Below are 24,478 nucleotides of genomic sequence, written 5' to 3'. Positions count from 1 at the left end.
GAGGCAGGCAGCATGGAAAATTTTGACGCATTACAAACGCAAGTAGATCAAGCCCAGCGGATGGTCTTTTTGACGGGAGCAGGGGTTTCAACGCCCTCGGGGATTCCGGATTATCGTTCTAAAACGGGGTTGTATACCAGCGGGCACACGAATCGGCCCACGGAATACTACTTAAGTCACGACTGCTTGGTTGACGAACCGAAGGTCTTTTACCAGTTTGTCATGAAGAATCTGTATTATCCGGATGCCCAGCCTAACGTCATTCAGAAGAAGCAAGCAGCCTTTACCAATGCCAACCGGGCGGAGATTGTGACCCAAAACATTGATAATTTGTACGAACAGGCCGGCGCAACCCACCTGCACGAATTTCACGGGAATCTCTACCGGATTTACTGTCAAAAGTGCGGCATGGAGGTTGATTATCCAACGTATGCTCACAGCATGTACCACGAGTTAGACGGCGGGATTTTACGGCCGGATGTCGTTTTGTACGGTGAGGGAATCGATCAGGAAGTCGCCCAAGCTAGTGTGAACGCCGTCCACAATGCCGATTTGATTTTGATTGTCGGAACCTCGATGCGCGTGTACCCCTTTGCCGGTCTGTTAGACTATCGGCAACCGCACGTTCCGGTCGTGGTGATTAACCAGGAACGTCTGGACATCCCGGGCGTTACCGCTCAGTACCAGTTGGACGCCACCGAGGTCTTTGACCGGCTCCAGGTTAAAGAAAACTCATGATTAAGGTCGGATTAACCACCTGGACGGATCACCCTCTTTTAAGCCACGGGAAGAAGAAAGCAACGTTATCCGAATACACTGGGAGCTTTCCGGTAGTGGAAATTGATAGTGCTTTTTACAGCATTCCCAAACCCGAGTGGGTGCAAAAATGGGTTCAGGAAACACCCGCCGACTTTCAGTTTGTGGTGAAGGCCAATTACATGATGACGAAAACCCCGATGCCCCGATTCGGGGAAGTGACGGATGAGATGCGGCTGGCTCGCTTTACTGAACTAAAAACGGCCTTGGAACCGATGCGCGTCGCAGGAAAACTGTTGACCGTTCTCTTTCAGTTTCCGCCCTCGTTTCGTTGCACCCAAGCTAACATTCAGTACTTACGGACCGTCCGGGAGCAGTTGGGCGATTGGCCGCTCGCCGTTGAGTTTCGCAACCGTTCCTGGTTAGATGGAGAAGAATTAAGCCGGGACACGGCCGCGTTCTTGCAGAGCTTGCAAATGAGCGAAGTAGTCGTGGATGAACCCCACGCCACGGCGAACGGGATTCCGTTTACGCCGGTGGTTACGAACCAGCGCTTGGCTTTTATGCGGCTTCACGGGAAAAATGCAACTGAGTGGGCTAAGGGCACCCGGGAACGGTATCGCTATCACTACTCTGATGCGGAATTACTAACACTGGCGAAGACGGCTCAGACGTTAGCGCAGCAGGCGGATACCGTGGTAGTCATTTTTAACAATAATACCGGTCACGACGCAGCGCCCAACGCGTTAACCTTGCAACGGATGTTGCACCAACAGGGAACAGAATTACCTGCCGAACAGCTGGATTTATTTTAGGCAAGGTATTGTATAATGAAAAAATAACAGGTTAAAGGAGAAAGCTCATGGCTGACCAAAAATCCACTTTTTACGTCACGACGCCAATTTACTATCCGTCGGGACGCTTACACATCGGAAACTCGTACACGACGGTGGCCGCCGACATGGTAGCGCGTTACCACCGTTCGCTCGGTGAAGACGTCTTCTACCTGACGGGAACCGATGAACACGGCTTAAAAATTGAACAAAAGGCCGAGAAACTAGGCCTGGAACCGCAAGCTTACGTCGATAAGATGGCTCAACAGATTAAAGACCTCTGGATGAACCTGGACGTTTCTAACGACGATTTTATTCGAACAACGGATGACCGCCACGTTCAAGCGTTGCAACGGATTTTCCAACGCTTACTGGATCAGGGCGACATTTACCTCGGTCAATATTCCGGTTGGTACTCAGTTTCTGACGAAGAGTACTTTACGGAATCGCAACTAGAAGAAGTCTACCGGGATGCAGACGGCAACGTGACTGGGGGAAAAGCGCCCACTGGCAACGAGGTCCAACTGGTTAACGAGGAATGTTATTTCTTCAAGATGAGTAAGTACGCTGACTGGCTGATGCAGTACTACCAGGACCACCCGGACTTCATTCAACCGAGTTCCCGGATGCACGAAATGGTGAAAAACTTCTTGGAACCAGGGTTAGAAGATCTTGCTGTTTCGAGAACGACCTTTTCCTGGGGAATTCCGGTAACTGCCAATCCGAAGCACGTGGTGTACGTATGGATTGATGCGTTAACCAACTATATTACGGCGCTTGGCTATGGTAGTGATAACGATACCTTATTTAAGAAATTCTGGCCGGCTAACCTGCAGATGATTGGAAAAGAAATTGTCCGGTTCCACTGCATTTACTGGCCAATTATTCTGCATGCGTTAGGCTTACCGTTACCCAAAGAAATTTATGGACACGGCTGGATTACGATGAAAGACGGCAAGATGTCGAAGTCTAAAGGAAATGCCATTTATCCAGAGGACTTGATTGGTCGTTACGGCCTTGATGCCACCCGGTACTACTTATTAAAGGCCGTGCCGTTTGCCGGAGACGGGGTCTTTACCCCCGAAGACTTCGTGGACCGGGTTAACTATGATCTGGCCAACGACCTCGGGAATCTCTTAAATCGGACCGTTGCCATGATTAACAAGTACGAAGGGGGAGTGACGCCGGCTTATCACGATACGGACGACGCCCCGAGTCAAGAACTGCAGGAGACGGCCCAAGCGGTTACCCAGGAATACCATGAGTTAATGGACACAGTTCACCTCTCGGACGCGCTCTCCGCGGTTTGGAAGTTAATCGGGCAAACCAACAAGTACATTGACCAAACGGAACCATGGGTCCTCGCGAAGGCTGACGATGACGCCGCCAAAGCCCAATTAGCCAACGTGATGGCTCACTTGGCGGCTAGTCTCCGTGTCATTTCATTGTTAGTCAGTCCGGCAATGCCGAACGCAGCGAACCTGATTCAAAATCAACTGGGCTTAGAAAACGATGGAATGTTTGATTTAAACACGGCCCAGTTAAGTGACCTCCCGCAGGGTAAAAAGGTAATTGCAAACGGCGAACCAATTTTCCCTCGGGTTGATCGCGACGTTGAGATTGATTACATCAAGGACAAGATGACGGCCAGTGATAAGACCAAGGGTCGCGCTGCTATGAAACAACGCGAAGCAGAAAAACCAGTCGGAGTAACGACGCTCAAGCAGGTAAAGGATCAGATTAGCATCGATCAGTTTGACGCGGTGGAACTCCGGGTGGCAGAAATTAAAGCCGTAAACAAGGTGCCCAAAGCGGACAAACTGCTCCAGTTTAAACTGGATGCCGGTGATGACGGGGAACGCCAGATTGTGTCTGGAATTGCCAAATGGTACCCAGATTTTGCGTCCTTAGTGGGCAAGAAGGTCATCATCGTGGCCAACTTGAAACCAATTAAACTACGGGGCGAACTGAGCCAGGGCATGTTGTTATCCGTTGAAAAAGCCAATGGAGACGTGCAACTGGTAATGGTCGACGCTTCCTTGCCAAACGGCAGCACATTAGCATAATCACCAATTAGTTTCACGAATTCGTGAAACTTTTTTGGTTTTAACCAGTAATCACGAAAGGGAGGTTTGTCATGCAAATCTTTGATTCTCATACTCATTTAAACGATGCCACCTTTGCTGGGCGGGAGGACGAACTAATTGAACACGCCCACCGGCTCGGGGTCGTGCGGATGGCCAACGTGGGGTCGAACCTCGCCTTGAACCAGCGTGCGCTTGAATTGGCCCATCAATATCCGGGGATCGTGGCGATTGTTGGGTGGCACCCCGAAGATGCAGATGGTTACGATCAGGCGGCAGAAAAAATCTTGCGGACCCAATTACAAGATGATCAAGTTGTCGCCCTGGGAGAAATTGGTCTAGACTACCACCAAACCCGAGTGGATCGAACCACGCAACAGAACGTTTTTCGGCAACAAATTCGGCTCGCAAAGGAAATCAACCTGCCGATCTCGGTGCATAATCGGGATGCCTTTGAAGATACCTATCGGATTTTACGTGAGGAACACATCGAAACGGTTGGCGGCATTATCCACAGCTTCAACGGAGACGTGGAGTGGATGCAGCGCTTTTTAGACCTCGGCATGATGCTGTCTTACAGTGGCGTGGCTAGTTTTAAGAAGACGAAGGAAGTGCACGAAGCGGTCCGCCAGACGCCAATGGAGCGGTTACTAGTGGAAACGGATGCCCCGTACTTAGCGCCAGAGCCACTGCGTGGGGACGAAAACCAACCGGGTTACACGTTGTACACTCTGGAAGCAATTGCGCGGTATAAGGACGTCGATCCGGACGAAATTGCTGCGGCTACCTTTAAAAACACAAACCGGATTTTTGGATTGGAAGATTTAGATGAAACGAATTAAGGAAGTCTTAGTGGTCGAAGGTAAATCAGATACCGAGCGGATTCAACAGGCCGTGGATGCCGACACGATTGAAACCCGGGGTTCGGCAATTAGCGACGAAACGCTGGCCCTGATTGACCGACTGGCGCAAACTCGCGGAGTAATTGTGTTCACCGACCCCGATTTTTCGGGCGAAAAGATTCGCCGCATCATTGCGGACGAAATTCCCGAGGCCAAACACGCTTTTTTGGATAAACACGCTGCGGCTCCCGATAAGGCCCACGGTTCGCTGGGGGTGGAGCACGCTTCTCCCGCTGCCATTCGCGAGGCCTTAGCCCAGGTGTACACGGAAAGTGACAGTAACCCGGAGGTCATTAGCCGGGAAGAGTTGATGGCCGCTAATTTAGTGGGAAATCACGCCGCCAAGCAACGTCGCTTGGAGCTTGGTGAGTATCTGCACCTCGGATATGTGAACGCGAAACAGCTGCAACGCCGGCTGCGGATGTTTGGGATTACCAAGGAGCAATTTAACGAAGCCCTTACGCACCTAGAAGGAGGAACAACGCATGAATCAACCAGCCATCGGGACTAGAAACCGGACGCTTGGTATCCTAAATCAGTATCATTTAAGTGCCAAGAAAAGCCTAGGCCAAAACTTCTTGGACGATTTAAACGTCCTGGAGGGGATTGTGACCGCCGCAGACGTGACGGAGCAGGACGACGTGGTCGAAATTGGACCAGGAATCGGCGCTCTGACTGAACAGATTGCCCAACGCGCCCACCAGGTCTTAGCGTTTGAAATTGACCAGAACTTGATGCCCGTGCTAGCTGAAACGCTTGCTGACTACCAGAACGTCACGATTGTTAACCAGGACTTTTTACAGGCCAACGTCCCAGAAGTGCTAGCTGAACGGCTGGATGGTCAACATCAGTTAAAGGCCGTGGCCAATCTACCGTATTACATCACCAAACCGATTTTGATGAACTTTTTAAAGGGGCAGGTGCACTTTGCGACGATTGTTTTGATGATGCAAAAGGAAGTTGCTAGTCGCCTGGTGGCGCGATCGAATTCGCATGACTACGGAGCATTAAGTGTGATGACCCAGTACCTGTATCAGGTAGAGATTGCGCTGGAAGTGTCGAAAAAATCGTTTATCCCGGCCCCCAAGGTTGATTCCGCGGTGGTCAAGTTAACGCCCCGTTCCGCTGACCAAGCAACTGCCTACAGTCAATCGACCTTCTTCTCCTTTGTCCATGGCTGCTTCATGCACCGGCGTAAAACCCTCTGGAACAACTTACAGTCGGTCTTTGATAAACAGCCGGCGACGAAGGACACGATTCGGACGGTGCTTTCGACAGTTGGAATTGAACCGAACGTTCGTCCCCAAGCCCTGGGAGTTAGTCAGTTTATTACCCTGACCAACGAATTTCACAAAGTCGGACTGTTGAAATAGGAGAATGCTTTACATCCCGGCGTTTTTGTGGTACAATGCACTTTGTGAGGTGATTTGTAATGCAAATGAATTTGCCGGATATCAGAGATTGGATTCAAGACCACCTTGGCAGTGACATTAAAGTTATTGAGCAAGCTGGGAGAAAACGAACGAATGAATACGATGGAGTCCTCGTGGAGGTTTTTCCAGCGGTATTTATTGTTGATCTTGATTCAAGTGAGCAACCTGCACACGCTTCATTTACCTACACCAAGATCTTAACCAAAGATATTCAAGTTACATTTATGTAAATAACCAAATTAAAAAGACTGCAAGGGTCTTTTTTTTATTTCTATTTTTCGGTAGCTTATACTTAAATGACGATTATCACAGTAAGCGGTCTGGAGGCACAACGATGGACGACCTAATTTTGTCAACACACGATTTGCAGGAGCAATTCACCGAGAAACGCGTTTTAAATAATCTGAACTTCAAACTCCACCGGGGACGTTTTTTGAGCATTGTGGGAGAAAATGGGGTAGGAAAAACCACGTTAGTCCGGATTATTCTCGGACAGTTAAAACCGACCCATGGTAGCGTAGAGTTTTTTCCTAATCGCAAAGCAATCCGGATTGGGTATGTGCCCCAATTTCGTAACATTGATGATGAATACCCGTTATCAGTGAAGAACTTTGTGGCGCTTAACTTTACCCATTCGCTGCTCCCTTGGCTGAAACCGCAGGAACGGAAACGGTTGACCGATGTCCTGGCAGAAACAGACCTGACCAAACTGCAAAATGAGCCGTTAGGGCGGACGTCTGGGGGAGAAAAGCAACGGGCTTATTTAGCCCAGGCACTCACCATGCAACCGGATTTGTTGATTTTAGATGAATCCACGGCGAGTTTGGACCCGATTGCGAAGGAGCAGCTACTGCGTTTGGTGCGCAAGCTCAACCAGCAAACCGGGGTGACGGTAATTTCTGTGACTCATGATATTCCGCTAGCCAAACAGTTTTCGGATGACTATCTGTTGTTACAACCAGATGGATACCAATTTGGACCGATTGATCAGCTGCAGGTTAGTGAATATCAAGGAGGAGAACAACATGTTTAGTTTTGATTTTATGCGGAATGCTTACCTGGCTAGTACCATGATTGCAATTGTCTGTGGGTTCATCGGCGTCTTCGTGGTGGCTCGTAACATGTCTTTTTTGACCCATACGCTGTCAGAAATTGGTTTTGCCGGGGCGTCCTTTGGAATGTTTGTGGGCATCACGCCTTTAAACGGAATGCTGCTCTTTACGATGGTCAGCTCAGTTCTAGTGGGCCGGATGAGCACCAAAGCAGCCCGCCGGGAGAACTCAATTAGTGCCATTTCTGGGCTGTTTATCGGGTTGGGAGTCCTCTTCTTGGCCCTCTCCAATAAAAGTGCTAGTTATGCAACCAACATCTTGTTTGGGAGCGTTGTCGGGATTAGTCCCGCGGACGTTTACCAGATGTTAGTGTTAGCAGTCATTGTCTTACTAATTTTATTTGTAATTTACCGTAACCTGAAGTTTGACTCGTTTGATCCTGTGGGCGCTAGTGCTCAGCACGTTCATAGCAGTTTAATGTCAGTGATCTTTTTATTGCTACTAGCTTTGAGTGTGTCCGTTGCGGCCCAAATCGTGGGGTCTCTATTAATCTTTATCCTGTTAACGCTACCAGCAGCAAGTGCCAAGTACTTTGCCCACTCGGTGAGTGGCATGATTGCCGTGGCGATTGGCTGTGGCTTACTAGGAGTTTGGTTAGGACTATACCTAGGGTACGTCACGAACCTGCCCGTCAGTTTCTTCATTGCGACGATTGAATGTGCGCTGTACTTTTTAGCCCTTGGCTACAATTATTTAAAAGAACGGTCCTAACTAAAAGAGGCTGCAGAATTAATTTTCTGTAGCCTCTTTTCTTAATTTTTTCGGTGTAAGGACCGGTACCAGAGATATTGGAGTCCAAAAATGATGCCATAGATGACCAGAATGACCACCAACCCGGTGAGCCGTAAAGGAAGTGGAGCGGCGCCTAAGACTGCATTAGGATGACGCATGGTGAGCGCAGCAATCAAGACAAGGAGGCTCAGGATTTCAATCACGAGCATTGCTTTCCAACGTTTCAATGTCACTTCACCACCTTAGTTTCGTTTCCTCTATCCTAACACGACCCGGGCTAATCCAAAAATCAAGCTTTTTAGGAGAATTTTTTTGACGAACGTTAGCGATTTCTCTCGTTTAATTTAATTTTTAGATAAATTTACGTGTTTTGACGTAAAAACCGAACAATTATGCTAAAATTTCAGTAGGATAAATCTATAATGAGGTGAAATTATGAAAATTAAACGAAGTGAACGATTGGTCGATATGACCGATTATCTGTTAAATCGACCCCATGCACTGATTCCGTTGACGTTTTTTGCACAACGTTACGATTCTGCCAAATCTTCCATTAGTGAAGACTTAACCATCTTAAAACGGACCTTTCAGGACCGGGGAATCGGGTTAGTCGAAACGGTTCCCGGCGCAGCTGGGGGAGCTAAATACATTCCCTATATTTTAAAGGAAGCCGCCGACGAGTTCATGGATGAGGTAATTGAAATTCTAAATAACTCGCAACGATTATTGCCCGGTGGGTACGTCTACATGTCAGATATTTTAGGTGATCCAGACAAGCTACGTTATCTGGGACGGATGATTGCAACCCAGTACCTTAACCAACGCGTGGATGCGGTACTAACGGTAGCCACGCGGGGAATTCCGATTGCCCAAGCAGCATCGTCTTATTTGAACGTGCCACTGGTAATCGCGCGTCACGACACTAACATTACCGAAGGTTCGACCGTGAGTGTGAACTACGTATCTGGTTCCAGTAAGAAAATCAAACGGATGACGATTTCAAAGCGGAGCCTTGACCAAGGGGCGAACGTCTTAATCGTGGATGACTTTATTCACGGTGGAGGAACTATCAACGGTTTGACCTCCCTGATTGAAGAGTTTGACTGTAACCTGGTGGGTAGCACCTTCTTTGCCGAAGGGGCCTACCAAAGCGGGCAACAAAACGTGGGAAACTACACGTCTCTGGTTAAAATGGAGAACCAGGATGACGGGGAAATGCGGATTACTAAGGGTAATTACGACGAAAAAATTTTTGGCTCAAGCAAGTAGGAGTAGGAAAAGATGGGAACAAGAAATACAATCATCCTCGCAGCTGGTAAGGGAACGCGGATGAGATCGAAACTTTACAAAGTGTTGCACCGGATTTGCGGAAAATCGATGGTGGATCATGTGTTAACCCAAGTGAGTCAACTGGACATGGATCAAATTGTCACGGTGGTTGGCTTTGGAGCTGAAGCTGTGAAAGAAGAACTGGGCGACCGGACCAAGTACGTGGTGCAAGACCAACAGCTGGGAACGGGAGATGCTGTGTTACGGGCCGAACCACTGTTAAAGAATGCCGAGGGAACGACGCTAGTAATTAGTGGGGACACACCACTCTTTACCGCTACGACGTTGAAAAACCTCTTTGCCTATCATGAAGATAAAAAAGCTACGGCGACAATTTTAACGTCGATGGCGCCTGATCCAACTGGCTACGGTCGGATTGTGCGCAACGATCTTGGCATCGTGGAAAAAATCGTCGAAGAAAAAGACGCTGATTCCGAAGAAAAAACGATTCACGAAATTAACACGGGAGTCTATGTGTTTGATAATCAGAAGTTGTTTGCAGCGCTGCATGATACTAACAATGACAACGCGCAGGGGGAATACTACCTGACGGATGCCATCGAGGTCTTAAAGCAGCAGGGTGACACCATTGCCGCTTATAAAATGGCTGATTTTTCCGAATCAATGGGTGTAAACAATCGAGTGGCGCAAGCTGCCGCTACCAAAGTGATGCAACAACGGATTAATGAATCCCACATGAACAATGGGGTTACCATTATTGATCCGGACTCAACCTACATTGACGCTGATATCGAAATTGGACCTGATACCATCATTGAACCAGGGGTACAGTTACAGCAGGGAACTAAGATTGGGAAAGACTGTGTGATTGGTGCAAACTCGAAACTGGTCAACACCGTAATTCATGACGATGTTACCGTTACGTCCTCAACGCTGGAAGAAGCAGAAATGGGTGCCCATTCAGACATTGGTCCGAACAGCCACCTGCGGCCGGGCGCTGTGATTGGTGAACATGTCCACATTGGCAACTTCTGCGAGGTGAAGAAGTCCCATATCGGAGATGGAACCAAATTAGGGCACTTAACCTACGTCGGGAATGCTACCCTAGGCAAGAACATCAACATCGGGTGTGGAGTAATCTTTGCGAACTACGATGGCAAGCATAAGCACGAAACTACGGTCGGTGACGACGTCTTCATCGGCAGTAACGCCAATTTGATTGCACCAGTCACCATTGCTGATCACAGTTTCATTGCCGCTGGTTCAACTATTACGGATGACATTCATCAGTACGACATGGCGATTGCTCGTAGTCGGCAAACCAACAAGCCGAATTACTATCAAAAGCTACCGTTTGACGGGGCAGATTAGTTTGCTGAAAAAAGCCAAGCATAATATAATCTAGTTGAGAGGACAAATTACTAACGGGGGCTACTTATGGACACCAAAACAACTGACTCAAACATGAAAATTTTTGCGTTGGATTCCAACGTGCCGCTCGCCGAAAAGGTAGCGGATCACATTGGAATTCCACTCGGGAAAGCATCCGTTTCCCACTTTAGTGATGGTGAAATTAAAATTACGATTGATGAAAGTGTCCGTGGAGATGACGTATACATCATCCAGTCAACCTCCGATCCAGTGAACGATAACCTGATGGAATTGTTGATTATGGTCGACGCCCTGCGTCGGGCTAGTGCTGCTACGATTAACGTGGTGATTCCGTACTACGGTTACGCGCGTCAGGACCGGAAGGCCCGCTCCCGAGAACCGATTACAGCCAAGCTCGTCGCTGACATGCTCCAAACCGCTGGGATTACACGGGTCGTTGCCTTAGATTTGCACGCGGCGCAAATCCAGGGATTCTTTGACGTTCCAGTGGATCATTTAATGGGTGCTCCGTTGTTAGCGGATTACTTCATTCAAAATCACTTGAACGAAAATGCTGTGGTAGTTTCTCCCGACCACGGTGGAGTTTCACGGGCCCGGGCACTGGCTGAATTCCTCAGTGATCCGATTGCGATTATTGATAAGCGACGACCGAAAGCCAACGTGGCGAAGATTATGAACATCATTGGGGATGTCAAGGGCAAGCGAGCCATCATGATTGACGATATGATTGATACCGCGGGAACCATTACTCAGGGGGCGCAAGCCTTGATTGATGCCGGGGCCAAAGAAGTTTACGTCTGCTGTACGCATCCGGTGCTGTCTGGTCCGGCCACGGAACGATTGGCTAATTCGCCCATCAAACAGGTCGTGGTGACCGATTCGATTCAACTGCCTGAGGAGAAGAAGATTGATAAAATCAAGCAGATTTCTGTGGCCCCTCTCGTCGGAGATGCCATCCTACGCATCGACCAAAACCGACCAGTGAGCCCACTCTTTAACTCCCGGTTTAACTACGAAAAAGACGAAATGAAACAAGACTAAAAAAAGGAGTGACTTAGCAAAATGCTAAGTCACTCCTTTTCTATCGAACGGATTAGTTCACATATTTGTTAATGGCATAGGCTACGCCGTCTTCACTGTTAGGTTTTGTAATGAACTGGGCGTTTTCCTTTACGTCATCAATCCCATTGCCCATGGCGACCCCGGTGCCGGCGTACTTAATCATGCTGAGGTCATTTTCCTGATCACCAATGGCCATCACGTTTTCAGCCGTTAGTCCTAATTTTTCGGCGAGGTGTTGAACTGCGGTCCCCTTCCCGGCCTTGGCGTTCATGAATTCCAAGAAGACGGGAGTACTCTTCACCACGCCCATTCGGTGTTTAATCGAGTCCGGAATGTTGTGGTTAGCCAAATCAATCTTGTCGGGTTCGTCGATGAACATTAACTTGGCAATCTTGAAGTCCGGGGTAATTTCTTCGGGGGTGCGATAATGAATCGGCAGGTTTACCAGTTGGCTTTCATAAACCGTGTAAGGACTGAGATCCCGATTGGTGGCGTAGATCCCGTCGGTGGTTTCAATTTGGAAGTGGACGCCCATTTCGCGGGACATCATTTCGATTTCTAAGAAATCCTCATAGTGGACGGTTGTTTCAAAGATGACCTGACCGGTCAAGTCCTCAGCCACAGAGCCGTTAAAGGCAATCGCGTATTCGTCTTTGCCACTGAGTCCCAGTGGTTTTAAGTAGGGACGAATCCCGGCGAGGGGCCGACCCGAACAGAGCACGATTTTAATGCCTTTTTCTCGTGCCTTCTTAATGGCACTAATGGTGGCTGGAGCGAGTTCGTTTTTTTCGTTCAAGAGGGTACCATCGATGTCAATGGCAATTAGTTTAATGTCAGTCATGTTGAGACTCCTTTGGTTGAATAATGTGATCGTTACGAAGATAGCTTTGAAATTGAGCAGTCGTTTCTGCAAACAGCCCGGCTGCTTCTGGGTGAAACATTTCCTTGGGGAAAAAGAAGCGGCTGTCACCGACATCCCGGCCGGTAATGGTTTGGACTAACAAACTGGCCTGCGAAAGTTCGATGAGACTGCCGTCCTTTTCCATGAGCTCGATTTGAGCGTTGGGATGCGAATCGGTAGGATCGTATACATCATAAGGCTGGTTATAGCTATTGTCAGTGGCGGTGTAAAAATTTGGATCAAAGCCGACGTCCGCTACGAAGGAGCGCAGCTTGGCCAGCTGTGGTTTTGTTTCCGGCGTAAACTGGGCGGATTTGAACGGTTTGCGGTCTAAGAACCGGGTGGCTAAATCTGCTAAAATTGGATCGGGAAAAGTCCGCCAGGCAGAAAAATAAGTGGTTAACACGCCATCGTCTAACTGCAGATAGTTGGACAAATCGTGCTTTAAATCAAACTGCTCGGTTAAAAAGGGCCGTAATAGTCCTGGTTGAAAGTCATCCTGATACTGGGGATCCTGGGCAATCTGCCGGGCTCGTTTAAGCAGGTGGGCCAAGATCACTTCCATCGAACGCGAGGTGGGGTGAAAGTAGACCTGCAGGTACATTTGGTACCGCGAGACAATGTAGTATTCAATCGCATGTAGCCCACTTTTTTTAAAGCAGATTCCTTGCTCGTAGGGGCGCATCACCTGTAAAATGCGGTCTAAGTCAAAGTTACCGTACTGAGCGCCGGTAAAGTAAGAATCCCGTAACAGATAATCCATCCGGTCCGCATCGCACTGACTGGAAATCATCTGGACCACCTGTTGATTTGGATAGGTTTTGTTGATGACGCTCGCCACCTGATTGGGGAAGTTTGGTCCCATCTTACGCAAGACCTGATTGACCTCCGTGCCTTCCGAAGTAATAATTTCCTGCGTAATTTTCTCGTGATTGGTTTGGAAAATGTGTTCAAAAGTGTGGGAGTAGGTCCCATGACCAATGTCATGCAGTAACCCAGCACATTCCGCCACGAGACGATCTTGATCATCCCAGAGACCATCACCGGGCGTTTGCGTTGGATAATTTCTTTGGAAGTGGTTACAAATCCGGCGCACAATTTCATATACACCTAGCGAGTGGGAGAAACGGGTATGTTCTGCGCCCGGGAATGTTAACGACGTGGTGCCTAACTGATGAATTCGACGTAAGCGCTGAAATTCCGCTGTGTTAATCAAGTCCATGATGATTTGGTCTTGAATGTAAATGTGACTGTGGACCGGATCTCTAATGACCTTTTCCTGTTTTAGTTTTTCTGTCTGGTAGCCCATTGTTTCCCCTCCATTTCCATACCATTATAGCGTATCAACGAGCATTCGTCAGAGGCGAATGTGATTGTGTCTAATTATTAACCATAAAAAAAGAGAGAAAGGAAGGGTGCTGATGCCCCATAAATTACCAAGTCAACCCGTTCACATTGAAGGAGAAACCATCTTACACCAAGCAGGAGAAGAAGAGCATTATCGGTTTAGCGCCGTAGGTCAGCTGGTCCAACTTGGCACCACCGTTTATCTGCGCTTTAATGAGGATAACGAGGAGACGGTTCCAGTAACCTATAAAATTGATGGTCCTAATTCACTACGGATTAGTCGCTACGGAGAAAGCCAGTTAACGCTACAGTTGATTGCCGGGCAACGGACGCAAAATGTTGACGTGACTCCCTACGGTAAGTTACAGATAGATGCCGAAGCCACTGCCGTGGAAACTGAACTTGATTTAGCTGAGTTACGTGGAACCGTGAGCGCAGATTACCGAATTTTTACGGACGACGAAGAGGTTGGGAACCACCAGATTCGATTGCAATTTTACCGATAAGTTAGTATTATTAAGTGTAACGGTAAACTAGAAAGGCGTGTGTCTAATTTGGAACTAAAAAAGCTCGATGAAACCAACAAAAATGAACTATCAATGATTGAAGTTGCCCATGCCATTTTGGCCGATCGGGGCAAAACCATTCAGTTTCCTGATTTAGTAAATGCTATTCAAGAATACACGGGCTTTAGCGATGATGAAATTAAGGACAAGCTCGTGCAATTTTATACGGACTTGAACGTCGACGGTAGTTTTATCTCCCTGGGCAACAACGTGTGGGGATTGCGGACGTGGTATCCGTATGAATCCGTGGACGAGGCCACGGCCAGTGAAGGTGATGACCAACCGAAGACCAAAAAACGGCACAAAATTAACGCCTTCTTGGCTGATGCATCCGATGAAGACGATGTGATTGACTACGAAAATGATGATCCAGAAGACGAGGACGACGTTGTTGATTACGACGATGATGACGATGACAGCGTTGACGATGATGATGACATTGATTACGACAACGATGATCCAGAAGATGAAGAAGTTCATGACGACATTGACGACGTAGAACTTCAAGATGATGAGGATGACGACGAAGACGAGGACGACGATTAAGAAGATTAAACTTGACGGCGTACAATTTTTTTATTATCATCATTCTTGGGCACTTTACAAATTGTAAAGCATTCGAATCCAAAGCTCCCCTACTGGCTATGTATGGGGAGCTTTTTTTATTGTTTCTTGCACTTTTAATTAGATGGGAGTCGATTGATATGACAAAGTATATTTTTGTAACCGGTGGTGTAGTTTCATCACTCGGAAAGGGGATTGTTTCAGCTTCGCTCGGACGATTATTAAAAAACCGGGGGTTAAACGTGACGGTCCAAAAGTTTGATCCGTACATTAACGTGGATCCCGGAACCATGAATCCGTACCAACACGGAGAAGTGTTTGTGACGAACGACGGAACTGAAACTGACCTGGACTTAGGTCATTATGAACGGTTTATTGATAACGATTTGAACCAGTATTCAAACGTTACAACCGGAAAGATTTACCAAGAAGTGCTGGAAAAAGAACGTCACGGTGATTATCTAGGAGCCACGGTGCAAGTCATTCCGCACATTACTGGCATGATTAAGGAAAAAATCATGCGGGCTGCCAAGACGACCAATGCTGACGTAGTCATTACAGAAATTGGGGGGACGGTCGGAGACATTGAATCGTTACCGTTCTTAGAAGCGATTCGGGAAATGCGCAACGAAGTCGGTTATGACAATACCTACTACATTCACACGACGTTGGTTCCTTACTTGGAAGCAGCTGGGGAAATGAAATCAAAACCAACCCAACACAGCGTCAAGGAACTTCGGAGTGTTGGGATTCAACCCGACATGTTGGTCTTACGTTCGGAACGAGAAATTCCCGAAGGCATGAAGAAAAAGATTTCCATGTTCTGTGATGTGAACGAAAAGAGCATCATCGAATCAATTAACGCTCCAAACTTGTACCAATTACCATTAAGTTTCCAAAAACAAGGCATGGATGACCAAATCTTGGCGCACTTTAAAATGAAGATTCCCAAGGCAGACATGGAAGACTGGAAAAAGTTGGAAAACCACATCCGGCATTTAAGTGGCACGGTTAACATTGCTTTAGTGGGTAAGTATGTTAAGTTAAAGGATGCTTACATTTCGGTGGATGAAGCATTACGGCACGCGGGATACGCTGCGGATGTGGACGTGAAGATTACGAACATCGACGCCGAAAAAATTACGGATGAAAACGTGGCTGATGTACTAGCTGGTTTTGACGGCGTGATTGTTCCCGGTGGCTTCGGTAGTCGGGGAATTGAAGGAATGGTGACGGCCATTCGTTACGTCCGTGAAAACGACATACCGTTCTTGGGGGTTTGTCTCGGAATGCAAGTGACGACGATTGAGTACGCTAGAAACGTTTTGGGTTACCAAGATGCGAACTCCACGGAATTTGATCAAGATACGAAGCACAATGTGATTGATCTGATGGCTGACCAAAGTGATGTTTCTGGAATGGGAGGAACCCAACGCTTGGGAGCTTACCCAGCTAAGTTAACGCCGGGCACCCAAACGGCCGCTGCTTATGATAACCAGTCAGAAATTTCAGAACGACACCGGCACCGTTACGAATTCAATAATAATTTTAGACAAGAATTGGAAGATGCCGGGTTAGTCATTGCTGGAACCTCACCAGATGACCGGCTAGTCGAAGTGGTTGAAGTTCCTAATAAACAATTCTTTGTAGCAGCTCAATATCATCCAGAATTCTTATCACGGCCGAACCGTCCAGAAGGATTATTCAAAGCTTTTGTGGCTGCCACTGCTAAGAATCACCAAGCGCACGCTGATAAATAAAATTTTTGCCTTCAATTTGGGGAATGTGTTGTAATCCACGCTGGTTTTACTTATGATTGAAGACGTGACAATCAAGTAAGATAGTGAGGATTAAAGACAATGAGTATTATGAAAATCCATGGGGGTCATTCCTTACACGGGGAAGTGACGATTGGCGGAGCCAAGAACAGCGTTGTCGCGCTGATTCCAGCGGCTGTCCTCGCCGACAACCCGGTTAAACTAGATATGGTCCCAGACATTCTCGATGTTCATAATCTAATGTTAATTCTCCAATCAATGAACGTTTCATCCTATTTTGCGGATGGCGTGTTACAAATCGATCCTACTGAAATTAAAACTGGTCACTTACCCAGTAAAGCAATTAAAAAGTTACGGGCGTCGTACTACTTTATGGGGGCGTTGTTAGGCAAGTTTCATCGCGCCGTGGTTAGTTTCCCCGGGGGCGATAACATCGGCCCCCGGCCAATTGACCAACACATTCGGGCCTTTGAGGCGTTGGGAGCTCACGTAACCGAAAACGGAGACACCGTATACATTGATGCCACCGAAAATGGACTTGTCGGAGCCCCCATCTTCTTTGAAATGGTTTCTGTCGGAGCCACCATCAATGCCATTTTGGCAGCGACACGGGCGCGGGGTGTTACCACCATTCATAACGTGGCTCGGGAACCTGAAATTGTGGACTTAGTTGCATTTCTAAACGAAATGGGCGCTCACATTACAGGAGCCGGCACGGATGTGATTCGAATCGAAGGCGTGGATCACCTGCACCAACAGCAAACCCACACTGTGATTCCGGATCGGATTGAAACGGGAACCTACCTTTCGCTGGCAGCAGCGGTTGGAGACGGCATTCTGATTAAGAACGTAGTTCCGGAGCACCTGCAACCATTTATTGCGAAACTGCGGGAAATGGGTGTGGAGCTAACGATTAACGACAATACCATTTACGTACAAAAAGCGGGGAAACTGCGGGGGGTAAATGTGACCACGGCGCCATTTCCCAACTTTGCGACGGATTGGCAACAACCGTTAACTCCATTATTATTAACGGCAAACAGTGAGAGCGTCATTACCGATACGATTTATCCCCAACGGCAAAAGCACATTGCTCAACTGCGCAAGTTAGGGGCGCGGATTAGCGTCAATGATTGCAATCAGATTATTGTGCATCCCACTCCTGAGTTACACGGAGCGGTTGTTGCCGCTGGAGAGATTCGGGCCGGAGCGGCGCTGATGATTGCCGGGTTAATGGCTGATGGGGAAACAATTGTGGAAGAAAGCGATAATATTTTACGTGGATACGATAACATTGAACGGAAATTAATTGACTTGCATGCGGATGTCGAACTGATTACCCAGCTCGATTAGGCGCGGTTGCACGGAAATTAGATTAGTGATACACTACAAAAGTTGAGAATTTTGAAATCAATCTCTGGGTTTTATAAATTCAGGGCAAAGGAGCGAGATTATTATGAAAAAAGGAATTCATCCAGATTTTCATGAAGTAGTCTTCCAAGATTCAGGTACGGGCTTCAAGTTTATTACGGGCTCAACCGCTACTTCAGATCAAACGATTGACATTGACGGTAAGACTTACCCATTGATCCGGGTCGAAGTTTCTTCTGATTCCCACCCATTCTACACTGGGAAACAAAAGACTGCTCAAGCCGACGGAGCTGTGGATCGTTTCAACAAAAAATACGGTTTTGCCAACTAAGGTTAAGCCAGCAAAAAAGCTTCTTCCATTTTGGAAGAAGCTTTTTTCTTTAGCATTAATTACGCTTGATGAGTCCGGCGGAGGGCCTTCGTATCATTGAGAACCAGACACAGGTTTAAGAACACCAAGATTGACGTGGAAATGAACACTCCAGAGTAACCAAAGATTGAGGAAACGACCGAACCAATCATGGGTCCGCTAAAGTTTCCGACCGCCTGAAAGGACTGGTTCCAACTGAAGATCCGTCCGGTCACCTGCGCCGGCGTATTCTTGGCAATGATGGCTTGCACCGCTGGTAGCATACAGGCGTTAGAGACGCCTAACAGAAAGCGAAGGATCATCAGTTCCCAGACGTTCGTCACAAATGCCATTGGAACGTAGAGGAAGATGGCTAGAATAAAGCCAAAAATCATGATTTTTTCAGAGCCAATTCGATCTCCGATGGCCCCGAGGCGGGGAGCAGCCACGAGGGTGGAAATTCCGGGCACTGCAGCAACTACCCCACTAAAGAAGGTTACCGTGGGGCTCCCGTGCATAATCTGTTTGACGTACAAAGAGAGAATCGGAGAAATCGAGTTGTTGGAAGCCTGAATGATCATCGTCGTCACAAACATTCCAAAGATTAACTTGGGATGGGGAAGGACGTGAATGACTTCTTTAGTGTGTAAATTATCTTCTTTGGCGACGGGTTGAAACTTCTCCTTGACAAAGAACAGCGTGACAAAGAAAACAACTAGCATCAAACTGCCCGTGATGAAAAAGGTGACCCGATAACTGAAGACGGATGCCAAAATCCCGCCCAGAAAGGGACCAAATAATGCACCAGAAACTCCTCCGGTGGAGAGAATTCCGAGCGCCTTCCCGCTTTCCTTCTTCGGCACCTGAATGGCTAGCAGGGCGTTGGAATTGGGCATGTACCCCGAAAAGATTCCTTGAATGAAGCGCAGTCCGATAATCATCCAAACGTTGGTGGCAAAGCCCATCAACAGCACACAGATGGTCATTCCGAGTGAAGCTCGCAACAGCATTAGCCGCCGGCCGTACCGATCGGCTAAACTGCCCCAAAGTGGGGATACGACCGCTGCTACAATGAAGGACGCTGAAAAGGCGAGTCCACTGTATAGGCTCAGTTCACTGTGGGTGTAATTCCCTAGGGTTTCAATGTATAAGGAAAGAAAGGGCATTAACTCACTGAAGCCCATACTGGTTAAAAAGAGACCCACCCAGAGGGCGATTAAATTCCGGTGCCAAATCTTTTTGGGCACCGTAAAGGGGGCTTCGCTATCGGCAGACTGTTCCGTCTCACTCATATGCACTCGCCTCCCGTCGTGCTTGTTGCAGCTGGTCCAACCAGAGCGGTAGGGACGCAGCTAGCATGTCATAGGTGGTTTCAAATTTATGGGTGTACCAAGGATCAGCAATGCTAACTCCGGCTTGGCCCGGAACCACATCCATGCAGAGGTGGACCTTTGCTTGCTCCGTTTCCGGTAACCTTTGTTGAATGTCTGCGAGGTTGGCTTCGTCCATGGTAATGATGTAATCAGCGTTTTTTAAGTCCGCCTGCGTCAGGGGATGCGAGCGATGGTTGCTGGCATCCAAGTTGTGATTTTTAAGCGTCCGGAGCGCCCCTGGATGGGGTGGATTCCCCGCTTCTTCGTCGCTAGTCGCTGCTGACGAAATGACGTATTGATCCGCCACGCCTGCTTCTGTCGTTAACCGTTGAAACATGGCTTCTGCCATCGGCGAGCGGCAAATGTTACCCAAACAAACGAATAGAACGTTAGTTGGTTTCACGTTAATTCACTCCAATCTAAAAAAATGCTTCGTAATATCCATGATAGCAAATTCAGCTTGAAAACGGCATTGTTTTGATTATTTGAGCGGTAAATCGAGAAGAAATCCATCAATTTCTGTTTTTTCTAGGCTGCGAGGGCGTATAATTGGAGACGATTGAATTATTGAGGGGTGAGCACATGCTAAACAATCTCATTTATCTACGCGTGAGTGTCACCGAACGTTTCGGCGTGGCCTGGGGCATTACAGCTGCCGACTTTATTAATGGAGTTAGTGAAATTCCACATAGTATTTTATTGTTAAACGATGACTTTGAACGATCCAATCGGTATAACTCCCACGCTAAGTTTCCATTAGTAGTAGGACGTAATCAGGTGCGTGAGTACATTCTGGGGGAACAAGGTTCAGAGAATAATAACAAGTGGATTAACTATCAAACCGAGGATGGGATTGACTCGCTGACGGACGGTGAGATTGCTGATCTGTTGTACCTTGGACACATGGGCATTCCCACTTACCGACGGACTCCTTTCTTGGGTAAATTGCGCAATCAAATCGTTTACGTGGGCGGTAATAACGGCTTTAAACGGGTTTACTTTTTAGACTTTGCCGAACAGGATCACATCTTGGCGTTAAGCATCAAACGCCACCTGCGGGAGTTTCGGAATTCCAAGCGAATTTTTGCCCGGCCGTTACCAATTAAAGACCTGGATCAACCGCTTTTGGATCAATTGCTGCAATTGAGTCGCCGGGGCATGATTTTAGCCTTTGACCTCACGAAGGAAAACCACCGGAAGTTTGAGGTGCCGATTTTTCTGAAGAAAACGGAGCCGGAAAAGGTGATTTGGAGTAGTGAAGCCCAGCTCAAAGCCGAGACGCGTCCGGGCGGCACGTTGACCTACAACACAATGAGCAACAAGTGGACGATTACCATTGATCAACAGCCTGAAGGAACCGATTTAAACGATTTCGTTTAGGGGTTGAATCGGGTTTAAAACCATTAATGTTATAATGAAACGAATTGCAGTTTATGCAGTGATTTTGCACCCATTAGGAGTATTAATTTATGAAAATGAGACTAGATGAAATCGCCCGTGCGGTTGAAGGAGAATTACGGCCAGCCACAGCGACTTCACTTGAAGTTACTTCTGTAGCGTTTGATAGTCGGGATTTAAAGCCAGGCGCTTTGTTTGTTCCGCTAGAAGGAGACCGGGACGGTCATGATTACATAGAAAGTGCCATTGACCATGGCGCAGTAGCAGCCTTATGGGCCGAGGAACGTGTTACAGATGCACCAGCCGATTTTCCGGTCATCATTGTGGCGAATCCGCTGGCCTCCTTACAACGCCTAGCCAAATACTACCTGGCCAAAATCAATCCGAAAGTGGTGGCGGTAACCGGTAGCAACGGGAAAACCACCACGAAGGACCTGATTTCGGGAGTGGTGCAGACCACTTTTAACGTGACCAAAACCCAAGATAACTTTAATAACGAAATTGGCGTGCCCATCACCATTTTATCGATGAATTCAAACACCGAGGTCTTGGTGGTCGAAATGGGAATGGATCGGCCAGGACAATTGCATCGATTGAGTGAGTTGGTTAATCCTGACATCGCGGTCATTACGATGATTGGTGAGGCTCACATTGAGTTCTTTGGGACCCGGGCCAAGATTGCAGAGGCCAAGTTAGAAATCACGGATGGATTGCCCGACGACGGGGTCTTTGTGTACGACGGCGATGAACCGTTATTAGCTGACCATCCGCTGGATAAAGATTTGCGCCGCTTTACCTTTGGACGGCAGGGAACTAACGATATTTACCCCACCCAAATCGAGGAAAGTGATCAAGCAACGCGTTTTCAGACTAACCGGTGGCAAGACTTTGAATTCACGATTCCGCTCATCGGTGATTACAACGTGAACAACGCCCTAGCTGCGCTGAGTGTGGGGGAGCTACTTAAGGTGACGCCCGCTAATTTGCGCAGTGGCTTAGCGCATCCGAATTTAACTGCTAATCGAGCAGAATGGGTGAAGGGGAACCAGGGTGAATTAATTCTAAGCGATGTTTACAATTCCAACCCCACCGCGGTCCGAGCTGTTTTACAGGCCTTTTCTAACACTGAATTAACCGGAAAACGGATCGTGGTGTTAGGAGATATGTTGGAATTAGGGGATCATGCTGAACAAATGCACGCCGGTTTGGCAGATGCATTTGATTCCCAGGCAATTGAGCTAGTCTTTCTAGTTGGAACGCAAATGACTGCCTTATTTACGGCGCTCACGAAGTGCTACCAACCGGAACAGACGCTATTTCACTATTCCGCAGATCAACTGCCAGAATTAGCGCAGGATTTACGTCACCACATTGCCCCCGGAGATGAGGTTCTCTTAAAGGCCAGTCACGGAATGCACTTAGAAAAAATCCTCACTACTTTAACAAGCCCCGATAACGAATAGTTTGATTAAATTTGACTTTTGTTGTATGCTGGAGGAGTTGTTTTTTTAAAAATTAAGCACGATTAATCGGTATTATTAGCATATAACTAGTAAATCAGATTCCGCTCGAAACGCGAAAAACGGATTTTTTTCAAGAACGGAATTGAATTTACACTGATGTTTCAAGTAGGAGGAACACATTTGAATTTTCAAGAATTAGGATTAACAGCTAGCCTATTAGAAGCAGTGGCAGCCAACGGATATACGGAACCAACTGCCATTCAGGCCCAAACGATTCCCTTAACTTTAAACGGGGAAGATGTGATCGGCCAAGCTCAAACGGGAACCGGAAAAACGGCGGCTTTTGCTCTGCCCATTTTGCAGGGGATTGACGTTAACAATCCGGACGTGCAGGCATTAGTAATTTCCCCGACTCGGGAATTAGCCATCCAGACCCAACGAGAGATTCAAAAGTTGGGAAAGGGAGAAGGAGCTCGTGCCCAAGTGGTATACGGTGGTTCCGATATCCGCAAACAAATTTATGACTTAAAGAAGAAGCCCCAGATTATCGTGGGAACTCCTGGACGGTTGTTGGATCACATCCAACGCCGGACGCTGAAGTTAGACCACGTACGTTTCTTGGTTCTCGATGAAGCCGACGAAATGTTAAACATGGGTTTCTTAGAAGACATCGAAAAAATCATTAAACAAACTCCTGAAAATCGCCAAACAATGCTGTTTTCAGCTACGATGCCTGCTCCAATTAAACGAGTTGGGGTTCAGTTCATGACGGATCCGAAGCAGGTCAAGGTTAAGGCTAAGGAGCTGACAACTGATTTGGTGGATCAGTACTACGTGAAGGTTCGGGACAATGAAAAGTTTGATACGATGACGCGGTTATTTGATGTAAACCAACCAAAGGTTACCATTATTTTCTGTCGGACCAAACGGCGGGTGGATGAAGTGTCCAAGGGATTAGTTGCCCGTGGTTACAAAGCAGCTGGATTACACGGTGATTTAACCCAAAGCCGGCGGACTCAGATTATGAACGAATTTAAACGCGATCAAATTAACTATCTAGTTGCTACTGACGTAGCTGCTCGGGGAATTGATGTTTCTGGGGTAACCCACGTTTATAATTTTGATATTCCGCAAGATCCTGAGAGTTACGTGCACCGGATTGGCCGGACTGGTCGGGCCGGACACCATGGAACATCCGTAACGTTCGTTACGCCGAGCGAAATGAGCTATCTGCGGGGAATTGAAAAGCTGACCAAGGTGCGGATGTTACCATTGAAGCCACCTACGGCTGATGAAGCCCTAGCTGGTCAACTTAAATTTGCCAAGGATGACGTTGCTAAGTTGGTACAAAAGACCGATACCAGTCGCTTTAGCGGCGTGGCCCAAGAGTTATTAGACCAATATGATAGTCTAGACTTAGTGGCTGCCTTGTTAAATGAACTTTCTGGCGACCAGGTGAAGGTCCACATTACACCCGAACGGCCGTTGAAGAGTCATGGTGGTCGCGGGAATGGTCGCCACGGTGGTGGCTATCGGCGGAACAATCGTCGGGGTGGATCCAGTAATTACCGCGGCAAACGTCGCAATGATCATCGTGAGCATCGCGACCACGGTGAACAACATCACAGTCGTAAAAACAACTTTGTGATTAAGAATAAACACTAAATAAACGGGAGTCTTTTAGTTGAAAAGCTAAAGGACTTTTTTGTTAGCTGCAACTAACGGAAAATGATTGCCAGTCGCGTATTTCTGCGAAGTAGCCTTGAGCTCCG

General features: G+C 47.6%; 25 protein-coding genes. 20 read left to right on the top strand and 5 right to left on the bottom strand.

What is annotated here, in order from left to right; genetic code table 11:
- Positions 1 to 12 precede the first annotated feature (12 nt).
- From M3M37_RS04790 to M3M37_RS04750, 9 genes are all read left to right on the top strand, one after another.
- A complete protein-coding gene (locus M3M37_RS04790) occupies positions 13 to 738 on the top strand; it encodes an NAD-dependent protein deacylase (protein WP_252794546.1) in 726 nt (241 codons plus the stop codon).
- Positions 735 to 1,571 carry a DUF72 domain-containing protein gene (locus M3M37_RS04785; protein WP_252794545.1) on the top strand — a complete coding sequence of 279 codons (837 nt, stop codon included), beginning with the start codon at positions 735 to 737 and terminating at the stop codon, positions 1,569 to 1,571. Before M3M37_RS04790 ends, M3M37_RS04785 begins: the two co-directional genes overlap by 4 nt.
- Positions 1,572 to 1,618: 47 nt before the next feature.
- Complete coding sequence (metG, locus tag M3M37_RS04780; protein WP_252794543.1) at positions 1,619 to 3,655, top strand: methionine--tRNA ligase; 2,037 nt, start codon at positions 1,619 to 1,621, stop codon at positions 3,653 to 3,655.
- A 71-nt stretch (positions 3,656 to 3,726) separates the two neighbouring features.
- Complete coding sequence (locus M3M37_RS04775; RefSeq protein WP_252794542.1) at positions 3,727 to 4,515, top strand: TatD family hydrolase; 789 nt, start codon at positions 3,727 to 3,729, stop codon at positions 4,513 to 4,515.
- The gene (rnmV, locus tag M3M37_RS04770; protein WP_252794540.1) at positions 4,502 to 5,086 is read left to right on the top strand and encodes a ribonuclease M5; all 585 of its coding nucleotides are present in this window, start codon (positions 4,502 to 4,504) and stop codon (positions 5,084 to 5,086) included. The genes M3M37_RS04775 and rnmV overlap by 14 nt, the downstream gene beginning before the upstream one ends.
- Positions 5,061 to 5,948 carry a 16S rRNA (adenine(1518)-N(6)/adenine(1519)-N(6))-dimethyltransferase RsmA gene (gene rsmA / locus M3M37_RS04765; RefSeq protein ID WP_252794539.1) on the top strand — a complete coding sequence of 296 codons (888 nt, stop codon included), beginning with the start codon at positions 5,061 to 5,063 and terminating at the stop codon, positions 5,946 to 5,948. The genes rnmV and rsmA overlap by 26 nt, the downstream gene beginning before the upstream one ends.
- 59 nt (positions 5,949 to 6,007) lie before the next feature.
- Complete coding sequence (locus tag M3M37_RS04760) at positions 6,008 to 6,238, top strand: Veg family protein (RefSeq protein ID WP_252794537.1); 231 nt, start codon at positions 6,008 to 6,010, stop codon at positions 6,236 to 6,238.
- A 104-nt stretch (positions 6,239 to 6,342) separates the two neighbouring features.
- The gene (locus M3M37_RS04755; protein WP_252794536.1) at positions 6,343 to 7,041 is read left to right on the top strand and encodes a metal ABC transporter ATP-binding protein; all 699 of its coding nucleotides are present in this window, start codon (positions 6,343 to 6,345) and stop codon (positions 7,039 to 7,041) included.
- On the top strand, positions 7,034 to 7,831 hold the full coding sequence (locus M3M37_RS04750) for a metal ABC transporter permease (RefSeq protein ID WP_252794534.1): 798 nt from the start codon (positions 7,034 to 7,036) through the stop codon (positions 7,829 to 7,831). Before M3M37_RS04755 ends, M3M37_RS04750 begins: the two co-directional genes overlap by 8 nt.
- A 41-nt stretch (positions 7,832 to 7,872) precedes the next feature.
- Here the strand turns inward: M3M37_RS04750 and M3M37_RS04745 are convergent, their stop codons facing one another.
- Complete coding sequence (locus M3M37_RS04745) at positions 7,873 to 8,079, bottom strand: hypothetical protein (protein ID WP_252794533.1); 207 nt, start codon at positions 8,077 to 8,079, stop codon at positions 7,873 to 7,875.
- A gap of 208 nt (positions 8,080 to 8,287) precedes the next feature.
- Between M3M37_RS04745 and purR the strand changes: the two genes are divergently transcribed.
- The 3 genes from purR (at position 8,288) to M3M37_RS04730 (ending at position 11,575) form a co-directional block, all read left to right on the top strand.
- A complete protein-coding gene (gene purR, locus M3M37_RS04740) occupies positions 8,288 to 9,121 on the top strand; it encodes a pur operon repressor (RefSeq protein ID WP_252794531.1) in 834 nt (277 codons plus the stop codon).
- Positions 9,122 to 9,133: 12 nt separating this feature from the next.
- Positions 9,134 to 10,513, top strand: a complete 1,380-nt coding sequence (glmU, locus tag M3M37_RS04735; protein ID WP_252794529.1) for a bifunctional UDP-N-acetylglucosamine diphosphorylase/glucosamine-1-phosphate N-acetyltransferase GlmU — start codon at positions 9,134 to 9,136, stop codon at positions 10,511 to 10,513.
- A gap of 66 nt (positions 10,514 to 10,579) precedes the next feature.
- Positions 10,580 to 11,575, top strand: a complete 996-nt coding sequence (locus M3M37_RS04730; RefSeq protein WP_252794528.1) for a ribose-phosphate diphosphokinase — start codon at positions 10,580 to 10,582, stop codon at positions 11,573 to 11,575.
- Positions 11,576 to 11,627: 52 nt separating this feature from the next.
- On the opposite strand, the gene yidA is transcribed toward M3M37_RS04730, so the two are convergent.
- Together yidA and M3M37_RS04720 are read right to left on the bottom strand one after the other, a co-directional pair.
- Positions 11,628 to 12,437 (bottom strand): sugar-phosphatase, encoded by an 810-nt coding sequence (yidA, locus tag M3M37_RS04725; RefSeq protein WP_252794526.1) that lies wholly within the window; start codon positions 12,435 to 12,437, stop codon positions 11,628 to 11,630.
- On the bottom strand, positions 12,430 to 13,806 hold the full coding sequence (locus M3M37_RS04720) for an HD domain-containing protein (protein ID WP_252794524.1): 1,377 nt from the start codon (positions 13,804 to 13,806) through the stop codon (positions 12,430 to 12,432). Before M3M37_RS04720 ends, yidA begins: the two co-directional genes overlap by 8 nt.
- Positions 13,807 to 13,918: 112 nt before the next feature.
- Between M3M37_RS04720 and M3M37_RS04715 the strand changes: the two genes are divergently transcribed.
- The 5 genes from M3M37_RS04715 (at position 13,919) to M3M37_RS04695 (ending at position 18,454) form a co-directional block, all read left to right on the top strand.
- Entirely contained in the window at positions 13,919 to 14,350 is a 432-nt protein-coding gene (locus M3M37_RS04715) for a YwiB family protein (RefSeq protein WP_252794523.1), read from the top strand.
- 48 nt (positions 14,351 to 14,398) lie between these two features.
- Entirely contained in the window at positions 14,399 to 14,956 is a 558-nt protein-coding gene (gene rpoE / locus M3M37_RS04710; RefSeq protein WP_252794522.1) for a DNA-directed RNA polymerase subunit delta, read from the top strand.
- Between the two features lie 158 nt (positions 14,957 to 15,114).
- Positions 15,115 to 16,734 (top strand): CTP synthase, encoded by a 1,620-nt coding sequence (locus M3M37_RS04705; protein WP_252794514.1) that lies wholly within the window; start codon positions 15,115 to 15,117, stop codon positions 16,732 to 16,734.
- 99 nt (positions 16,735 to 16,833) lie between these two features.
- A complete protein-coding gene (locus M3M37_RS04700; protein ID WP_252794512.1) occupies positions 16,834 to 18,105 on the top strand; it encodes a UDP-N-acetylglucosamine 1-carboxyvinyltransferase in 1,272 nt (423 codons plus the stop codon).
- A gap of 103 nt (positions 18,106 to 18,208) precedes the next feature.
- Complete coding sequence (locus M3M37_RS04695) at positions 18,209 to 18,454, top strand: type B 50S ribosomal protein L31 (RefSeq protein ID WP_252766286.1); 246 nt, start codon at positions 18,209 to 18,211, stop codon at positions 18,452 to 18,454.
- Positions 18,455 to 18,513: 59 nt separating this feature from the next.
- On the opposite strand, the gene M3M37_RS04690 is transcribed toward M3M37_RS04695, so the two are convergent.
- Both M3M37_RS04690 and M3M37_RS04685 read right to left on the bottom strand, forming a co-directional pair.
- The gene (locus M3M37_RS04690; RefSeq protein ID WP_252794510.1) at positions 18,514 to 19,764 is read right to left on the bottom strand and encodes a multidrug efflux MFS transporter; all 1,251 of its coding nucleotides are present in this window, start codon (positions 19,762 to 19,764) and stop codon (positions 18,514 to 18,516) included.
- Complete coding sequence (locus M3M37_RS04685) at positions 19,757 to 20,194, bottom strand: low molecular weight protein-tyrosine-phosphatase (RefSeq protein WP_252795923.1); 438 nt, start codon at positions 20,192 to 20,194, stop codon at positions 19,757 to 19,759. Before M3M37_RS04685 ends, M3M37_RS04690 begins: the two co-directional genes overlap by 8 nt.
- A 233-nt stretch (positions 20,195 to 20,427) precedes the next feature.
- Between M3M37_RS04685 and M3M37_RS04680 the strand changes: the two genes are divergently transcribed.
- The 3 genes from M3M37_RS04680 to cshA all read left to right on the top strand — a co-directional run bounded on the left by M3M37_RS04680 (position 20,428) and on the right by cshA (position 24,371).
- Entirely contained in the window at positions 20,428 to 21,225 is a 798-nt protein-coding gene (locus M3M37_RS04680; RefSeq protein ID WP_252794508.1) for a hypothetical protein, read from the top strand.
- An 89-nt stretch (positions 21,226 to 21,314) separates the two neighbouring features.
- Positions 21,315 to 22,706: a UDP-N-acetylmuramoyl-tripeptide--D-alanyl-D-alanine ligase gene (locus M3M37_RS04675; protein WP_252794506.1), complete on the top strand. Its 1,392-nt coding sequence runs from the start codon at positions 21,315 to 21,317 to the stop codon at positions 22,704 to 22,706.
- A 180-nt stretch (positions 22,707 to 22,886) separates the two neighbouring features.
- Positions 22,887 to 24,371: a degradosome RNA helicase CshA gene (gene cshA, locus M3M37_RS04670; protein ID WP_274705506.1), complete on the top strand. Its 1,485-nt coding sequence runs from the start codon at positions 22,887 to 22,889 to the stop codon at positions 24,369 to 24,371.
- The last annotated feature ends 107 nt before the right edge of the window (positions 24,372 to 24,478 follow it).

Source organism: Fructilactobacillus carniphilus (assembly GCF_024029675.1).
Classification (GTDB): domain Bacteria; phylum Bacillota; class Bacilli; order Lactobacillales; family Lactobacillaceae; genus Fructilactobacillus; species Fructilactobacillus carniphilus.
Note: the sequence above shows the minus strand (reverse complement) of the source record. Positions and strands in the feature narration are given on the sequence as shown.

Excerpts from the sequence above, each read along its gene's own strand:
- M3M37_RS04755 (WP_252794536.1), top strand. The coding sequence starts at position 6,343 with ATGGACGACCTAATTTTGTCAACACACGATTTGCAGGAGCAATTCACC.
- M3M37_RS04680 (WP_252794508.1), top strand. The coding sequence starts at position 20,428 with ATGCTAAACAATCTCATTTATCTACGCGTGAGTGTCACCGAACGTTTC.
- rsmA (WP_252794539.1), top strand. The coding sequence starts at position 5,061 with ATGAATCAACCAGCCATCGGGACTAGAAACCGGACGCTTGGTATCCTA.
- M3M37_RS04675 (WP_252794506.1), top strand. The coding sequence starts at position 21,315 with ATGAAAATGAGACTAGATGAAATCGCCCGTGCGGTTGAAGGAGAATTA.
- M3M37_RS04785 (WP_252794545.1), top strand. The coding sequence starts at position 735 with ATGATTAAGGTCGGATTAACCACCTGGACGGATCACCCTCTTTTAAGC.
- M3M37_RS04730 (WP_252794528.1), top strand. The coding sequence starts at position 10,580 with ATGGACACCAAAACAACTGACTCAAACATGAAAATTTTTGCGTTGGAT.
- M3M37_RS04690 (WP_252794510.1), bottom strand. The coding sequence starts at position 19,764 with ATGAGTGAGACGGAACAGTCTGCCGATAGCGAAGCCCCCTTTACGGTG.
- M3M37_RS04775 (WP_252794542.1), top strand. The coding sequence starts at position 3,727 with ATGCAAATCTTTGATTCTCATACTCATTTAAACGATGCCACCTTTGCT.
- yidA (WP_252794526.1), bottom strand. The coding sequence starts at position 12,437 with ATGACTGACATTAAACTAATTGCCATTGACATCGATGGTACCCTCTTG.
- M3M37_RS04790 (WP_252794546.1), top strand. The coding sequence starts at position 13 with ATGGAAAATTTTGACGCATTACAAACGCAAGTAGATCAAGCCCAGCGG.
- M3M37_RS04705 (WP_252794514.1), top strand. The coding sequence starts at position 15,115 with ATGACAAAGTATATTTTTGTAACCGGTGGTGTAGTTTCATCACTCGGA.
- M3M37_RS04720 (WP_252794524.1), bottom strand. The coding sequence starts at position 13,806 with ATGGGCTACCAGACAGAAAAACTAAAACAGGAAAAGGTCATTAGAGAT.
- M3M37_RS04685 (WP_252795923.1), bottom strand. The coding sequence starts at position 20,194 with ATGGCAGAAGCCATGTTTCAACGGTTAACGACAGAAGCAGGCGTGGCG.
- glmU (WP_252794529.1), top strand. The coding sequence starts at position 9,134 with ATGGGAACAAGAAATACAATCATCCTCGCAGCTGGTAAGGGAACGCGG.
- metG (WP_252794543.1), top strand. The coding sequence starts at position 1,619 with ATGGCTGACCAAAAATCCACTTTTTACGTCACGACGCCAATTTACTAT.
- M3M37_RS04750 (WP_252794534.1), top strand. The coding sequence starts at position 7,034 with ATGTTTAGTTTTGATTTTATGCGGAATGCTTACCTGGCTAGTACCATG.
- M3M37_RS04695 (WP_252766286.1), top strand. The coding sequence starts at position 18,209 with ATGAAAAAAGGAATTCATCCAGATTTTCATGAAGTAGTCTTCCAAGAT.
- M3M37_RS04760 (WP_252794537.1), top strand. The coding sequence starts at position 6,008 with ATGCAAATGAATTTGCCGGATATCAGAGATTGGATTCAAGACCACCTT.
- M3M37_RS04715 (WP_252794523.1), top strand. The coding sequence starts at position 13,919 with ATGCCCCATAAATTACCAAGTCAACCCGTTCACATTGAAGGAGAAACC.
- M3M37_RS04700 (WP_252794512.1), top strand. The coding sequence starts at position 16,834 with ATGAGTATTATGAAAATCCATGGGGGTCATTCCTTACACGGGGAAGTG.
- rnmV (WP_252794540.1), top strand. The coding sequence starts at position 4,502 with ATGAAACGAATTAAGGAAGTCTTAGTGGTCGAAGGTAAATCAGATACC.
- purR (WP_252794531.1), top strand. The coding sequence starts at position 8,288 with ATGAAAATTAAACGAAGTGAACGATTGGTCGATATGACCGATTATCTG.